Source organism: Antarctobacter heliothermus (assembly GCF_900188425.1).
Taxonomy (GTDB): domain Bacteria; phylum Pseudomonadota; class Alphaproteobacteria; order Rhodobacterales; family Rhodobacteraceae; genus Antarctobacter; species Antarctobacter heliothermus.
Genome location: NZ_FZON01000023.1, coordinates 52,881 through 68,617, shown reverse-complemented (window position 1 = coordinate 68,617; position 15,737 = coordinate 52,881). Strand labels below are relative to the sequence as shown.

Genomic DNA, 15,737 nt, shown 5'->3' with positions numbered 1-15,737 from the left:
CCCGGCTCAGGCTCGGCGGCCAAGCCGGTGATCTCGACCGGCAGGAAGAGAGTGTCATCCTTGGCACCACTGGACGCTTCGGCTTCGGCCGGCGCGAAACGCGGATCCCGCAGCCAGGTGAAGATCAGGTTCGAGTTCATCGCATACCGGCGCGCAACCTGCGCCACCGACACACCGGGCGCGCATGTTTGCCGGCAGATCGAGCGTTTCTCCTCGTCAGACCAGAACCGCTTCTTCTGTCCCTTCATGCCCGTCATGGAGTGCCTCAAGATGTCCATTATCGATCATGGACATTATCGACAGCAGAGGCTCACCGTCAGAGCGGTCACAACGGACGGATACACAGATGATGCGATGTTGTCAAGAGAATGTGATTTCGACGGAAGGCGCTATCTAATATATTGTTTTATATAAAATATTTATGCGCCACTGCCGCCGACCCGCAACGCGTTTCAAAATCTCAGCCATGTAGGTCGCGTGGAATCGCTGGCCCAAGTTGGAAATCGCTAAAGGTGGCGCGAAATCCGGCGCGCTCTGGCGAGCAGCACATCAATCCGACCTGCGTTTTTGATGGCAGACCAAGATACCCAAGCCGGGTGAGGTGCCATTTTCCGTTCCGGTCTTGTCTTTGGACGCGCAAGACCTCGCCGTGGCGGGTCAACCGGATCCGCAGGCCTGCTTTTACGTCCTCGATTGGCGCAACCGATGTTGCCCAGTCAGACCAACCGTCACGGGTCAATACCGTGCTCAACTGCGCCTGATTGTCAGAATACTCCAGACCGGTTTTCAGCCAATGCTCGTCGTCAGCACGCACCATGAGGCCCAACTGATCGTAAAGCGTATCAAAGGTGGCATGCAGGACAACCTCGGCACTGAAATCCCCCTCTACTTCGCGGCAAAACAGATGGCCGTCCTTGCGGGTGAATCCATAGAATGTCTTATTCCAGAAATCTGTATCTTTCCCTGTAATGACGGTGAGGCGGTCACCCTCCACGCGCCATTCCGGCGGGGGAGATCGCCATTCGAGTTCGTCATACATCTTGCAAGAGCCATTCATGATTTGCTGTGACCAATGCTCACAGTTTCACTTTCATCGGTCAACCTGAGCTTAGGCTCTGGACCCATAGATTAGCGGGAGGAGGCGTGTTTCACGGTTCGAAAAATGAGCGGTGACATATCGGATTTTTTTCTGACTGAATGCCGCACAGATTGCGCGTCTCGGACCCTGCTTTCCGAAGCCCCACGGCAAGCCTCGAGTCCCTTGCCCGGCAGGGCGTAGCAATGGCCCGAGAAGGCTGATCGACGAGCGTTTATCGGGATTATCTTCATCAACCGCAATGGCTTACGATGGTACGACACACCCGCTGCCGACGGCCCGCACAAGACGCTCTACAACAGATGGAAGCGATGGAGCTGACAAGGGGATCTTCGCGCAAATGATGGCCGGTTTGGCCACCCTGCATAGCCAAGAGAAGTCGGGGATGATCCCGCTCGGGACATCACTGGCGTGATGCCCTGTCGCGCAAGGGACGCGACCTATCTCAAGGCCCATCGCACTGCGACCAGCATGGTGGTGAAAATGGGGGGCGTGTGCGCCTGATCAAGCGCACCAAAGGTGGCATGAACACGAAGCTAAACGCCGTCTGCGACAGCCAGGGACGCCCATCTGAACCTGTTTGTGACCGCCGGAGAGGTCAGTGATTACATCGGCGCAAGGGCGCTGCATGGCAGCCTTGCGGATGCGTATCTCAGAGGGCTTGTGTGAACATCCGGGATGGAACAACGAGCCGCAGAACTCGGGTGCTGTCCCCGCCCATTTCAATTGCCCACAGACGACCCTCATGGCCTCTGACGGACGCGCAAACATCCCTCTCCACCGCACCCGGAAAGGGCCGCAATCCCTAACGAGACGTAAAACCGCCTCTGTAACCCATTGATTTTACACAGGCGGCAGGTTGTCCACGCGTGGACACCCCCTCATCACACCAGCGCCGGGGTCATCCGGATCACCGTCGGCCCCTCCGCCTGAAACGCCGCTATCAGCGCCTCCTGAAGCCCCTTCAAATCCACAGGCTCCACCGCCCCGGCGCCGTAAGCCCGCGCCAAGGCCAGAAAATCAGGGTTCCTCGCCACCACGGCATTGGGGGCGATCTGGCTGGCCACCATAGAATCGCGGATCTCTCCCAGAGAGCCATTATCCCAGACCAAGATCGGCAAGGGCAGGCCCAATTCCACCGCCGTCCCCAGCTCTGGAAGGGTATATTGCAGGCCGTAATCGCCCATGATCGCACAGGTCGGCAGCCCCTTGCGCGCCACCGCCCCACCAATCGCCGCAGGCAAGGCATAGCCCAGCGTGCCAAATCCACAGGGGTGATGCCAATGCCCCGCCCGAGGCATGTCCCAGACCTCTTTGCCGCCATAGGCCAGCTGGGTCATATCCGAATAGATCATCGCCTCGTCAGGCATCGCGTCCCGCAGCGCCTCGGCCACCTCGACGATGCCGGGGCGCTCCGCCATGATCTCTGCCCGCCAACGACGGCGCGTCTCGGCGACGCGGCCCGCATCCCAACAGGCAGGCCGATCATCGTTGCGCGCCGGGATCGCGATGGTCAGCGCCTTCATCAAGGCCGCCGCGTCGCCGATGAACCCCATGTCGCCTGCCTGCTGACTTGAAAGCACCTCCGGGTCCAGGTCGACCCGGATCATCCGCCCCTTGTGGCCAAGCGTGTCGCGCCACAAGTCCACCTCTGACAGTTCCGTCCCCAGCGCCACAACCAGATCCGCCTCTGCCGCAATCCGCGCGCTGTCGGGCCGCGCAAGGAACGACCCAAAAAACAACGGCTGATCTGCCGGGACAATGCCCCGGCCCGCGTAGGTCACAAAACTGGCCGCGCCCGTCTGCTGCAACAGCGCAGGCACATGTTCAGCGCCCGCCGCAGCCCCGCCACCAAACACGAACAAAGGCTTTTCCGCCCCCGCCAGCGCGTCGATCACGGCGTAGATCTGGTCATGAGTCAGGTGCGGCACATCGGGGCGCTGCGGCGGCTGAGGTGCAGGATCCGCCATGGCCCCCAGCGCCGCAATCGGCACATGCAGCGCCTTGGGCCGGGGCCGCGCGCTGGCAAATTCGCCAAACGCCCGGTCGAGCAGGGCAAAAACCGCCGCCGGATCAGAGGCCGTTTCCGACCAGTCGCAAACCGTCGCCCCCGCCGCCCGCTGGTCGCGCATCTGATGCAATTGCCCGCGCCGCGCCGCCACCTCATCCAGACAGGAGGCCAGCGCAAGAACTGGGACGCTGTCGGAATAGGCCTGCCCCAGCGCAGTCATGGCGTTCACGAAACCCGGCCCGGTGATCAGGTAACACACGCCCGGCCGCCCCGTCGCGCGGGCATAGCCGTCAGCCATGAACCCGGCCCCCTGTTCGTGACGGGCCAGCACATGGGTGATCCCCGCCTCTTCGATGCCTCGGTACATTTCGACATTGTGCACGCCCGGAATGCCAAAGATGACCTCCACGCCACGCGCCTTCAGGGCATGGCTGATCTGTGCGCCAAGGGGTTTTTGCATCAGGCCCTCCAAAAGCCGATTGTGAACAGGGCAAAGACGGCAAGCAGTTCCAGCCGTCCGACCAGCATGGCAAAACTCAGGATCCATTTCGCCGTGTCGCTGAGACCGGCGAAGTTTCCAGTCGGCCCGATCTTGTCCCCCAGCCCCGGCCCGATATTGGCAATCGCCGTCGCCGCCCCGGAGACAGAGGTGATGAAGTCGAGCCCGGTCAGGCTGAGCGCGACCGAAAGCACCCCCAGCGTAACGACAAAGAAGACAAAGAAGCTCATGACCGAACTCATGACATCCTGGCCGACTGGCCGCCCCTCATACCGGGGGACAAAAACCCCGTGCGGTGCGCGGATGCGGCGCAACTGGATGCGGATCGAGGCAAAAAGCAACTGATAGCGGAAGATCTTGACCGAACAGGCAGTCGATCCCGCGCACCCCCCGATCAGCCCGATGAAGAAGAACATGGCAATCAGGAATGGCCCCCATGTCATGTAATCGACGCTGGCATAGCCGGTGCCGGTCATGATCGAGGTGATGTTGAACAGCGCCTCGCGCACCGCCTGTTCCGGGTGGTGCGGAAAAATCGACAGCAGGACAAAGGCAGTCACCACGACAAGCACGCCGATGATTGTCACAAAGGTCACAACCTGGCTGTCGGAAAACAACACAAACCTGTGCCCGGCCACCATTTGGACGTAGCGGACAAAGGGCAACGCCGCGAGCACCATGAAAACCGTGGCGACGTATTCCGCCGGTCCCGTGAAGGTAGCGAAAGAGGCATCGTAGTTGGCAAAACCGCCGGTGGACACGGTGGTCATGGCATGGACCGTGGCATCAAAGGCGTTCATCCCGCAGAATAGATAGAAGATCGTGCAGAACAGCGTGAGCGAAATGTAAATTGACGAGATCGAGGCCGAGATCTGCGTCGCCCGGGGCAGGATCTTGCCCATGGTGTCAAAGGCTTCGGAGCGAAAGATCTGCATGCCGCCGACGCGCAGTTCAGGCAGAAAGACCATGGCAACCACAATGATGCCGATACCCCCCAGCCATTGCAGCAACCCGCGCCACAGCAGCAGCCCCTTGGGCAGATCGTCGAGGCCGGAAATGACGGTCGACCCGGTGGTGGTCAGCCCGGACATCGCCTCAAAAAAGGCATCGGTATAGCTGGCATCGGTGGCCCCCAGAACAAAGGGCAGCGCACCAAAAACCGGCAGCGCGACCCAGACCCCGGTGGTCAGCAAAAAGGTCTGTTGAAGGGTCAGTCCCTCCTTGACCGCATTGGCGCAGGACAGCGCGGTCAGCCCGCCCGCCAGGATGGTGATCGAGGCACATTCAAGGAAAACCGGCCACTGGCCCCGCCCCTCGGCCAGATCGACCACAAGGGGCAGCAGCATGGTGCCACCCAGACAGGCGACCAACAGGCCAATCACATAGGCGACAGGACGAACATCGAACATGAAGGCGAGCGTTGGCCTGACCACGCGGGACTGTCAAGCATGCGGGCCCGTCAAAGCGTGGCGCCGCAGGTACGGACCCCGTCCAACTGATGCTCAGGCCGCCAGCAGGTCGCGGAAGACAAACGGCAGAATATCGTCCCGATGGATGCCAAGGCTGGCCAGTTCAGCGTCGCTGGCGCATTCCAGTGTGATGATCTGGCGCAACCGGGCGCGGCGCAGTTGAGCCGGATTCAGCCCGAACCCCACCTCAGACAGATAGACGTCAATACGAGTGTTGAGAGACCTGTGCCCCATTCCGATCTGGACATTGTCGCGCGTCATGACTGGAAACCTTTCGCTATTGCAGTCGGTTTCCTCCCTGTGCGCAGCCTGCCACAGAACCCATGACCAAGCCATGAATGGACTTTACGATACCGTGATACACCACGCACTGCTCAAGGCGGCGGCACCCGCAGGCCGGGTGCCGCGAAAAGCATCATCCGACGTGGAAAAGCGTCGTGAACAGTTTGGGGTCAAGGCTGTCGGCGGCAAACAGGTCACCCTCTGTCAGAACAGAGACCGCATCATGGCTGTGCAGGCTTTCCTGGTGGCTGGCCACTACGCGGTAGTCGCCGACCCGTTCGTCCGCCTGCAATTGTTCCGCGAACAGGCGTGCCGCGTCTTCGACAAAGATCGGGTTTGCTGCGTTCAATTCGGCAAAGGCCTGTTCATCCTCACGTTTGACCATGACCTGTGTTTCGGTCGGAACGGCACGGCGGCACATGTCCACCACATCTTCGAACCACAGGCAATCGCCCTCACGCAGCTCGACCGAAATCCTTGCAACCGACCGCTGCGAATGCGGCGTGGCCAGTTGGCCGCGGGTCTGGCGGGCATGTTCGCTGAGTTCCAGCGAGCAGGGACAGGTCGACGAATAGACATAATCGAGATGCATGACCTTGCGGCGCACCCCGTCCCGCTCGACCAGTTCCAGCGCAATGTCATAGTACTGATAGCCCGACAGGCCAGACCGCAGGCTGTCCACCTTCATCGGAAAGGAAAAGCGCATGTTGATGCGCGCGTCAAAGCTTTCGAGGTCGGACTTGTAGTCGTCCAGCGCCGCCTCGATCACCTCAAAGCTGAAGGTTTTGTCCGCATGGGCATAAAAGGACCGCATGATGCGGCTCATGTTGATGCCCTTCTTGTCCGCCTCAAGGCTGACCGTGCCAGTGACCGAGGTTTCCAGCCGCAAATCGCCGTTGTCGCGGGTATGATACTGGATCGGCAGCCGAAAGTTGGAGATGCCGACATGCTGGATGGCCCGGTTAGCCCCCCTGATCAGAGAGGACGGGCCGTTCTGCAAATCCGGCAGTGTCGCCTTGTAAGCGTCATCGACAGTGAACCCCTCAGGGTACACACGCGCAAGGGCCGGATAGGTTTCGGGCGTGGCATCAGGCGACAAGCGCCCGACAATCGGGTCAAGTGCTGCAATCTCGGCGTCATGCGCCTTTGACGCCCAGCGCCGAAGCAGGGCCAGCGCCTCTGCGGCCTCTTCCTTGCTGGGTTTCCGGTCGATGGCCGGTGTGTGGATATTCATGTCAGGTCCACCTCTTTCGCGCATGTCCTACACCTTGAGACCTAAGAACTGTTTAGCACAATTCCAATCTCACCCACATATACGTCATCGGCACCCGATCGGATCATTCACAGACGGCATTGCAATATCAAACTGCGTCCAGCGCCTGTTTCACGTCGCGAACAAGGTCCGCCGGATCCTCGATCCCGACCGACAGCCGGATCATCCCGTCACCGATGCCCAGCGCGGCGCGTTGTTCGGGCTTCAACCGCTGATGCGTCGTGGTGGCCGGATGTGTGGCGATGGATTTCGCATCCCCAAGGTTGTTCGAGATGATCACGATCTGCAATGCGTTCAGCAAGCGGAACGCCGCCTCCTTGCCGCCGGCCACTTCGAAGGAGACCAGCGTGCCGCCTGCCCCCAACTGACGCTGGACCAACGCGTGTTGCGGGTGGCTGGCATGACCGGGATAGATCATCCGCGCGACCTTGGGGTGGTCGGCCAGCGTCTCCGCCAGCGCCACGGCCCCCTCGGTCTGGGCGCGCACACGCAGGCCCACGGTTTCCAGCCCCTTGAGCATGATCCAGGCGTTGAACGGGCTCATCGATCCGCCGGTATGTTTCATGTAAGGTTCCACGACGCCACGGATGTGGTCCCGCGTGCCAAGGATCACTCCGCCCAGACAGCGGCCCTGTCCATCAACATGTTTGGTGGTGGAATAGACAACCAGATCAGCGCCTTGCGCGATGGCCTTGGAATAGACAGGCGTCGAAAACACGTTGTCGACAACCACCGTGGCGCCGACCTTGTGCGCCAGCGCGGCCACCGCCTCGATATCGACCAGTTCCAGTGTCGGGTTGGACATGCTCTCGAAAAAGACGGCCTTGGTGTCGGGGCGCAGCGCTGCCTCCCACTGGGCCAGATCCGCACCATCGACGAATGTCACCTCGACCCCGTAGCGGGTCAGCACGTCCTCGAGGATATACAGGCACGACCCGAACAGCGCACGGGCGGACACCACATGATCCCCCGCCTTCAGCATCGAGGTCAGCGCGCCGTTGACCGCCGCCATCCCCGACGCACAGGCAAAGCCGTCCTCGGCCCCTTCGAGCAGCGCCATGCGCTCCTCGAACATGGCGACCGTCGGGTTGCCGTAGCGGGCATAGATGAACTCATCTTCACCCGCCTTGAGAAAGCGCGCCTCCGCCGCCTCGGCGGTGTCATAGACAAACCCCTGCGTCAGAAAGATCGCTTCGCTGACCTCCCCCCACTGGCTGCGTTTGGTGCCACCGTGCACGAGATTGGTGGCCTTGCCAAAAGGTTGGCCGTTATCAATTGTCATGGGTTCTCTCCCAACAAAAAAGCCCCGATCGCGGTCAAGCGAAAGGAGCCTTCCGTCTGACCTCTTTAGCGGAATTTCAAGGGACGATGCCCTCCGTGGCCCGCAATCCGGTAAACAAATCGCCACGCCGATTGGCATAGAGGCGTTAAAAACACATTGCAAGAGCGTCACGTCAATGTAACCGGACCTTCACGAATTCGTCGCAGCCTTGGCTTAGCTCCTCGCACAAGATGTAGTGGGACGTTGCAATGCCAATGCTATGCGTCACCGTGACGGATTCCGACCCTCGCCTGCATGGCGATGATGTTCCCTTGCAGCCTGCGCTTGCCGCCGCTCTTGCAGCGGACAGCGGGCCGGTCACCATGATGGTGCATGGGTACAAATACCAGCCGGGGCATCCCGTTCATTGCCCGCACGGCACTCTGATGTCGCCAGAGCCTTGCAACCGCGACTGGAAAATTGTCAGTTGGCCAGAGCGGCTGGGCCTGCACGGACAGCGCGGACAGGGCCTGGCGATCTCCTTCGGCTGGCGGGCACGCGGGTCGATCTGGGCGGCGCATCGGCGAGCCGAGGCGGCAGGCCATGCCCTGGCTGCGCTTGTGCGCGACATCCGCCAATACGCCCCCACTCGCAGGATCAATGTGGTTGCCCATTCGCTGGGCGCGCGGGTGGCGCTGACGGCGATACGCGTCGGGCCCTGTGGTGCGGTCACGCGCGCGGTCCTGCTGGCGGCGGCAGAATACGGTGAGGTCGCGTCAAAGACGCTGGACAGCCCGTCCGGGTGGCTGACAGAGGTTCTCAACGTCACCACGCGCGAGAACGATCTGTACGATTTCATGCTGGAATGTCTGGTGCCACCACAGCGGCGCGGCGACCGTATGCTGGGCCATGGGTGTCTGCGCCATCCGCGGCTTGTCACCCTGCAACTGGACGACTCCCGCAGCCTCGCCGCCCTGCGCCACGCGGGGTTTCCGATTGCGGCGGCGGAGCGATTGATCTGCCACTGGTCGCCCTACCTGCGAAAGGGGGTGTTCCCACTTTACCGGGCCGTCCTGACCGGAGAGATGCCACTGGACCAGTTGCGCGCGCTCCTGCCAGACGACTGTGCGCCGCGCTGGTCGCGGCTGCGGCCCCGCCTGCCCCGGCCACAGCCCCGCATGTTGCCCGCAGAGTGAGCGTCGATTGGCCCACTGTCGTCTGATCGCACTGATTTGAGGCAGGCGCGAAATGTCACCTGTTGCCACTGAGGCCGTCTCCGGCACAATATGGTGTATAGGCGCAAACAGTGGGGTGGGGTGTGGATTCCTTTCTTTTTCAGGCTTCTGTCTTTCTGCTGGCCGCAGTGATCGCGGTACCTCTGGCCGCGCGGCTTGGGCTGGGATCGGTGCTGGGGTACCTTTTGGCCGGGCTGGTGATCGGGCCGGGACTGGGGCTTGTCGTCGATACGGCGGACATCCAGCACTACGCCGAATTCGGCGTCGTCATGATGCTGTTCCTGATTGGACTGGAACTGGAACCCCGCGCCCTTTGGGACATGCGACACCGGCTGATCGGGCTGGGCGGCTTGCAGATCACGCTGACGACCTGTGCGATCCTGGCCGGGTCCATGGCGCTGGGGCTTGCCTGGCAGACGGCGCTGGCCGTGGGTCTGGCGCTGGCGCTGTCCTCTACGGCCATCGTGTTGCAAACACTCAACGAAAAGAAACTCACGCAGACCAACGGCGGGCGCTCTGCCTTCTCCGTGCTGCTGACGCAGGACATCGCGGTGATCCCCATGCTGGTGATCTTTCCGCTGCTGTCCGTCGCGGTTTTTGTCAGCCCTGCCCAATTCCTGAACAAGGTCGACGGCCACGCCGATGAGGCCCACCACGCCAGCCTGTCCTTGGTCGAGGGGCTGCCCGGCTGGGGTGCTGCGCTGGTGACGCTGGGTGTGATCGCGGCGATCATCCTGGCCGGTGTCTATGGCGCGCGGCCACTGTTTCGCTATATTCACGCCGCCCGCCTGCCAGAGATGTTCACCGCCGTGGCGCTGCTGATCGTGATCGGCATCGCCTTTCTGATGATGCTGGTGGGCCTGTCGCCCGCCCTTGGCACCTTTCTTGCCGGTGTGGTGCTGGCCAACTCCGAATTCCGGCATGAACTGGAATCCGATGTCGAACCGTTCAAGGGGCTCCTGCTGGGCCTGTTCTTCATCACCGTCGGGGCCGGTATCGACATTGATGCCCTGTTTGCCGAACCATTGACCATAATGGGCATGGCGTTGGCGGTGATCCTGATCAAGGGCGCGGTGCTGTATGGGCTGGGGCGCAGTTTCGGCCTGCGCAAGCGCGGTCTTTGGCTGTTCACGCTGGGACTCGCGCAGGCGGGTGAATTTGGCTTTGTGCTGATCTCCTTTGGCCGTCAGCAGAACGTCTTTACCGACGTTCTGGGCGATCGGCTGTTGCTGGTGATCGCCATGACCATGCTGATCACACCCTTGCTGTTCCTGCTGTTCGACTATCTCAACAAGGGCTTCAGCAAGGTTGTCGAAGACACGACGGCGGACACCATCGACGAGGAGGGCCCGGTCATTATCGCCGGGATCGGGCGGTTCGGGCAGATCGTCAACCGTCTGGTGCGCTCGGCAGGGCACCGGACTGTTGTGCTGGACCATGACATCAAGACAATTCAGTTGATGCGGCGGTTCGGGGTCAAGGGGTTCTTCGGCGACCCGACGCGACCGGAACTGATGCATGCGGCGGGAATCGAAACCGCGCGGGTGCTGGTGGCGGCACTGGACGACTCAAAGGCCAACACCAAGCTGGTGGCCTATGCCCGCCGTATCCGCCCCGACCTGCATATCGTCGCCCGTGCCCGCGACCGGACCCATGTCTATGCGCTGTACCAGGCCGGGGCCAATGACATCGTGCGGGAAATGTTCGATTCCAGCCTGCGCGCCGGGCGGTACGTTCTGGAAAACGTCGGCATGACGGAATTTGAGGCAGCCATCGCCGAAGAGACGTTCTACCACCACGACCGCAAGACCATTCAGGAACTGGCCGAGCTTTGGGATCCGTCGGTGCCTCAGGCCGAGAACGCGGCCTATGTGGCGCGCTCCAAGGAGCTGGAGCGCGAGCTGGAAGCAGAGCTGTACACCGCCCTCACCGCGCGCGGAAAACAGGATGCCGCCTGACCCTTGTCGCAACTGGCCATGAAAAAACCGCGCTCCTGAAAGGAACGCGGTCAATACAGTTCAGACTGTCCGTAGATTAGGCGGCGCGCAGGCTCAGCACGTCGTCCACCTGCTTGGCGGCGGCGGTCTCATCGCCGGAAACAGCAGCCACTTCGCGGGTCAGACGCTCGAGCGCGGCCTCATACAGCTGACGCTCCGAATAGGACTGCTCCCGCTGGTCATCGGCGCGGTGCAGGTCGCGCACCACCTCGGCAATCGCGATCAGGTCGCCAGAGTTGATCTTTTGCTCATACTCCTGGGCTCGGCGCGACCACATGGCCCGCTTGACCTTGGCCTTGCCGCGCAGCGTTTTCATCGCCTCGTCCACCACGTCGGGTGAGGACAGGGACCGCATGCCAACTTCGGTGGCCTTGTGCGTCGGAACGCGCAGGGTCATCTTGTCCTTCTCGAAGGAGATCACAAAGAGTTCGAGGTTGATCCCGGCGATCTCTTGCTTTTCAATCGACACGATCTGGCCGACGCCATGCGCCGGATAAACCACATATTCATTGGGACGGAAGTCAGCTTTTTTGGTCTTGGTCATGTAAGTCAGTCCTCGCAACTCATCAGTTGACAGGCGACAAGAAAGACGACCGGGGATCACAGGATTCCCGTTCATCTCATGTCATACAGTCTGGTTATGCCCCGAAAGGCCGTCGGGCTTTGCGCCCAGCATGTGCAGCATCATGTGAAACACATGTATAGCACAGAATGCGAGCGCATCCTAGCACAGTCGCAGAATCACGTTTACGCCTGAAAAATCAGGCGCTTGCCTGGAAAACTGCGGGTTTTGCCGCAGTCCGTCCGCGAATCAACTCAGCCCCCTTCGCCAGGAGCCTCGGTAAAGTACTTGTCCAGCTTGCCGGTTTCGCCATCGCGTTCCTCGGCATCTGGCAGAGGATCTTTCTTGGTGATGATCACCGGCCACATTTCAGCATACTTGCGGTTGAATTCAACCCACTTTTCCATGTCCGGCTCTGTGTCCGGGCGGATCGCATCCGCCGGGCATTCCGGTTCGCAGACGCCGCAGTCGATGCATTCGTCAGGGTGGATCACCAGCGCGTTCTCACCCTCATAGAAACAATCCACCGGACATACTTCGACGCAATCGGTGTATTTGCAAGCGATGCAGTTGTCGGTGACGACGTAGGTCATGAGGCTCTCGTTCCTGGGGGCGCACTTTGTGGACTAGCTAATCCAGCGAGTGCCATCATTCAAGCGCCGAAGGGCGCGACTTGTCGTACAGCCGCCGGTCCTTCTTGGTGGGGCGCCCGCCCCCATCATAGCGCGGTGCCTCGGGTTGGCGTTCTCGTGGCATCGGGGGCGACAGTTCCTCATACAGCGCCTGCGCCTCAGGGGCCGGGCCGCGCCGGTCCCCCAATGCCACCACGCGGATCACCCGCACATCGCGCCCCTGTGGAAAGGTCAGCACATCGCCGGGGGCCACCATAAAGGCAGGTTTGGCCACCGGATTGCTGTTCACGCGGCAATGCCCGCCCTGAACCGCCTTGGCCGACAGCGAGCGCGTCTTGAAAAAACGCGCCTGCCATAGCCATTTGTCGAGGCGGATCTTGAGAGCGGGGTCAGCCAATCAGGTCTTGTCCTTGAGCCCCATCAGCGCCGCTGCAAACGGGTTGTCCGGGTCGATGGGCTTTTCCTTGCGGGGGGGGCGTGCCTCAAAGCTCTTGCCGCCTTCGTGCTTGGGCGGTCTGCCCTTGCCCTTGGGTTTGCCACCTTTGCCGCGCGGACGGTCGCCGCGTTCGCCGCCCTTGTCGTCACCGCGCGCAGGACGTGCACCGCGGTCGCCCTTGGGGGCGTCATTGCTGCGCGCTTCGCGGCGGGGCTTGTTGCCGCCCGCACCGCGCCGCTGGTTGCCGCGATTGCCACCCCAGGTAAAGGCGTAGAACACCTCCAGCTCTGGCCCGGCGAGCGCCTCGTCCGGGGCGGTCCCGGGCAGGATCTCTTCTTCGGGCGTATCGGGCACGGGGGTTTCGGCCACAGGCTCGGCGGGTTCGGCGGACACTGGCGCCTCACCCTGGTCTTCCAGGTTGGCCACAGGTTCAGCCACATCCGCCGGGGCGGGGGTTTCGGCAGCATCCGGTGTCACGCCTGCCGGTTCTTCGGCAGCGGCGTCCATCACGGGCTTGTCATCCGCAGCGGCACCCGCCTCTGTCGCCACAACCGCATCGACTGGCTTGACCTTGGCGCGTTCGCCTTTTTCGGCGCGATAGCCAAGGCCCTGCATCAGGTCGGCGAACTGTTCCAGCGTCATGCCGGTGATCGACAACATATCCGGCTTGGCCTCAAACCCGCCGCGGCTGTCCTCGGCGCGCAGCATGTCGGCCAGACGTTCCAACATGTCGATGCGGATCGCACGCGCGCCCGCCTTGCGGTAGCCCGCCAGCGAATAATGCTGCGCGGGAACATTGTCGATGTTGGGCACGGTCACCAGACCCGGAGGCGGTGCCTCGGGGAATTCGTCCAGTCCGCCCGCCAGCGACCACAGTACCAGCCGCATCCGGGTCGGCGCGGGTTTCAGCAGCAGCGGCATGAAGATCGTGTATTGACCAAAGCGCACGCCATGTTTGCGCAGCGCGCCGCGCGCCTCCTGGTCCAGCGCCTTGACGTCATCGGCGATCTGGGCGCGCGGAATCACGCCCATGGCCTCGACCAGCTGAAAGGCAAAACCGCGCGACAGCCCGGTCAGCGTCTCGTCGTCGCGCATCTTCAGCAGCGGCTCGAACAGCGCGGCGATCTTGCGGTCCATGAAATGCTGCAAACGGCGCTCGACCTTGCCGGCCACATCCGGCCCGGCCTCTTCGTCGACAAAGGCCACCACGCGGGGCTTCAGCGCATCGTCACCCTTGGCGAGTTTGCCGACCGCCTGGTTGCCCCACATCAGGCCGCCCTGCTCGGTAAAGTCGATCTCGGTGTCCGGCGCATTGTAGAACCGGTCCGCCCGCAGATGGAAATGCGGCTTCAACGCCTGCAGGCTTGCCTGCCGCAGCGTCTTGGCCTCCTGTCCGGTTGCCTCTTTGTCCTGGCGAAACCGGAACCCTTCTAGCCGACCGACGAGATGACCCTCGACAGTGACTTCACCTTGATCGTTTACTTCGGCCAAGAGGGCCTCCTTTTGTTTCAACCGCCGCAACAGCACAGAGGTGCGGCGGTCTACAAATCTTTGCGTCAGACGGTCGTGCAGCGCATCTGACAGGGCGTCTTCTACAGCGCGAGTCCGCCCGCGCCAATGGTCTTCGTCCGCCACCCAACCCTTGCGTTGCGCGACATATGTCCACGTCCGGATATACGCCAGCCGTTTCGACAATGTGTCAATGTCGCCATCGGTCCGGTCGATGCGGTTGACCTGTCGGGCCATGAAATCATCGGGAACGCCGCCTCTTTGGTGCAGATGTCCAAAGATAACGCCCAAAAGCGCCGCATGTTCCGCCGGCGAGATTCCGCGAAAATCGGGGATTCGGCATACATCCCACAGCAGCTTGACCGACACCGCATCAGAGGCCCGCGCCCGCACCTCGGCCTCAGAAGCGAGCGCGCGCAGGGCACGCAGGTCATCGGATTCGCGTGTCCTCAACAGGGTGTCGTGGTCCGGGCTGACCTCCAGACTGGCCTCCAGTGCGTCAATGGACCCAAAGCGCAGCACCGAAGACCGCCATTGCAGCTTTTTCAGCGGGGCAAAGCTGTGGTTGCAGATCGCCTCGGCCCAGTCATCGGGCAACGGACCCGCATCGCCAGTCACGCCAAAGGTGCCGTCCGACATGCCGCGCCCAGCGCGCCCGGCGATCTGCGCCAGTTCATTGGGCTGCAAGGTGCGCATCCGCCGACCGTCGAATTTGGCCAGCGAGGAAAACGCCACATGGTCGATGTCCAGGTTCAGCCCCATGCCGATGGCATCGGTCGCCACCAGGTAATCGACCTCCCGGTTCTGATACAGTTCCACCTGCGCATTGCGGGTCCGGGGCGACAGCGCCCCCATGACCACCGCAGCGCCGCCCTTTTGCCGTTTCAGCAGTTCGGCGATGGCATAGACGTTGTCGACCGAAAAACCGACAATCGCCGTGCGCGCGGGCAGTCGGCTGATCTTTTTCGACCCGGTATAGACCAGTTGGCTCATCCGTTCGCGGCGGACGTATTCCACCCCCGGCACCAGCGCCGAGATCGGCCCGCGCATGGTATCCGCCCCCAGAAACAGCGTCTCATGGGTGCCGCGCATCCGCAGCAGACGGTCGGTAAAGACATGGCCGCGCTCTGGATCGGCGCATAGCTGGATCTCGTCAATGGCGACAAAATCCGGGCCCATCCCCTCTGGCATCGCCTCGACGGTGCAGACCCAGTACTGGGCGCGCGGCGGTACGATGCGTTCCTCGCCCGTCACCAACGCCACAACGGACGGGCCGCGAATGGCCACGATCTTGTCAAAGACCTCGCGCGCAAGCAGGCGCAACGGCAGGCCGATCACGCCGCTGCGATAGCCAAGCATCCGCTCGATGGCATAGTGGGTCTTGCCAGTGTTGGTCGGGCCAAGAACGGCCGCGATCCGTGAGTTCTGGGCCATGGGGCCGCCTTTGTTTCGGGCGCCCGCCCCAAACCAGAACC

13 protein-coding genes and 1 pseudogene are annotated in these 15,737 nt (G+C 62.1%); 3 read left to right on the top strand and 11 right to left on the bottom strand.

From position 1 onward, the window contains the following. Together CHB90_RS13215 and CHB90_RS13210 are read right to left on the bottom strand one after the other, a co-directional pair. On the bottom strand, window positions 1-257 hold a 257-nt coding region (locus CHB90_RS13215), incomplete at its 3' end, for a transposase (RefSeq protein WP_141135876.1). Between the two features lie 203 nt (window positions 258-460). Beyond that, window positions 461-1,039, bottom strand: coding sequence for a DUF1349 domain-containing protein (locus CHB90_RS13210; RefSeq protein WP_089278341.1), 579 nt, complete (start codon window positions 1,037-1,039; stop codon window positions 461-463). Between the two features lie 154 nt (window positions 1,040-1,193). Here CHB90_RS13210 and CHB90_RS13205 point away from each other — a divergent pair. Next, window positions 1,194-1,744 (top strand): annotated as a pseudogene (locus CHB90_RS13205) (transposase); the annotation flags it as partial. A 236-nt stretch (window positions 1,745-1,980) separates the two neighbouring features. Here CHB90_RS13205 and CHB90_RS13200 read toward each other — a convergent pair. The 5 genes from CHB90_RS13200 to metZ all read right to left on the bottom strand — a co-directional run bounded on the left by CHB90_RS13200 (window position 1,981) and on the right by metZ (window position 7,912). Further along, on the bottom strand, window positions 1,981-3,567 hold the full coding sequence (locus CHB90_RS13200) for a 5-guanidino-2-oxopentanoate decarboxylase (protein ID WP_089278340.1): 1,587 nt from the start codon (window positions 3,565-3,567) through the stop codon (window positions 1,981-1,983). Continuing rightward, window positions 3,567-5,015, bottom strand: a complete 1,449-nt coding sequence (locus CHB90_RS13195; protein WP_089278339.1) for a TrkH family potassium uptake protein — start codon at window positions 5,013-5,015, stop codon at window positions 3,567-3,569. The genes CHB90_RS13200 and CHB90_RS13195 overlap by 1 nt, the downstream gene beginning before the upstream one ends. A 93-nt stretch (window positions 5,016-5,108) precedes the next feature. Further along, the gene (locus CHB90_RS13190; RefSeq protein ID WP_089278338.1) at window positions 5,109-5,336 is read right to left on the bottom strand and encodes a hypothetical protein; all 228 of its coding nucleotides are present in this window, start codon (window positions 5,334-5,336) and stop codon (window positions 5,109-5,111) included. Window positions 5,337-5,490: 154 nt separating this feature from the next. After that, window positions 5,491-6,591 (bottom strand): GTP cyclohydrolase FolE2, encoded by a 1,101-nt coding sequence (gene folE2 / locus CHB90_RS13185; RefSeq protein WP_089278337.1) that lies wholly within the window; start codon window positions 6,589-6,591, stop codon window positions 5,491-5,493. 127 nt (window positions 6,592-6,718) lie between these two features. Next, window positions 6,719-7,912: an O-succinylhomoserine sulfhydrylase gene (metZ, locus tag CHB90_RS13180; RefSeq protein ID WP_089278336.1), complete on the bottom strand. Its 1,194-nt coding sequence runs from the start codon at window positions 7,910-7,912 to the stop codon at window positions 6,719-6,721. A gap of 248 nt (window positions 7,913-8,160) precedes the next feature. Between metZ and CHB90_RS13175 the strand changes: the two genes are divergently transcribed. Next, window positions 8,161-9,087: a T6SS effector phospholipase Tle3 domain-containing protein gene (locus tag CHB90_RS13175; RefSeq protein ID WP_141135875.1), complete on the top strand. Its 927-nt coding sequence runs from the start codon at window positions 8,161-8,163 to the stop codon at window positions 9,085-9,087. Between the two features lie 122 nt (window positions 9,088-9,209). Next, the gene (locus tag CHB90_RS13170) at window positions 9,210-11,084 is read left to right on the top strand and encodes a monovalent cation:proton antiporter-2 (CPA2) family protein (RefSeq protein WP_089278334.1); all 1,875 of its coding nucleotides are present in this window, start codon (window positions 9,210-9,212) and stop codon (window positions 11,082-11,084) included. Between the two features lie 76 nt (window positions 11,085-11,160). On the opposite strand, the gene CHB90_RS13165 is transcribed toward CHB90_RS13170, so the two are convergent. The 4 genes from CHB90_RS13165 to CHB90_RS13150 all read right to left on the bottom strand — a co-directional run bounded on the left by CHB90_RS13165 (window position 11,161) and on the right by CHB90_RS13150 (window position 15,696). Beyond that, a complete protein-coding gene (locus CHB90_RS13165; protein WP_089278333.1) occupies window positions 11,161-11,667 on the bottom strand; it encodes a CarD family transcriptional regulator in 507 nt (168 codons plus the stop codon). Window positions 11,668-11,939: 272 nt separating this feature from the next. Further along, entirely contained in the window at window positions 11,940-12,278 is a 339-nt protein-coding gene (fdxA, locus tag CHB90_RS13160; RefSeq protein WP_089278332.1) for a ferredoxin FdxA, read from the bottom strand. A 55-nt stretch (window positions 12,279-12,333) separates the two neighbouring features. Further along, on the bottom strand, window positions 12,334-12,714 hold the full coding sequence (locus CHB90_RS13155; protein ID WP_089278331.1) for an RNA-binding S4 domain-containing protein: 381 nt from the start codon (window positions 12,712-12,714) through the stop codon (window positions 12,334-12,336). Further along, window positions 12,715-15,696: a helicase-related protein gene (locus CHB90_RS13150; protein WP_089278330.1), complete on the bottom strand. Its 2,982-nt coding sequence runs from the start codon at window positions 15,694-15,696 to the stop codon at window positions 12,715-12,717. Window positions 15,697-15,737: the final 41 nt, after the last annotated feature.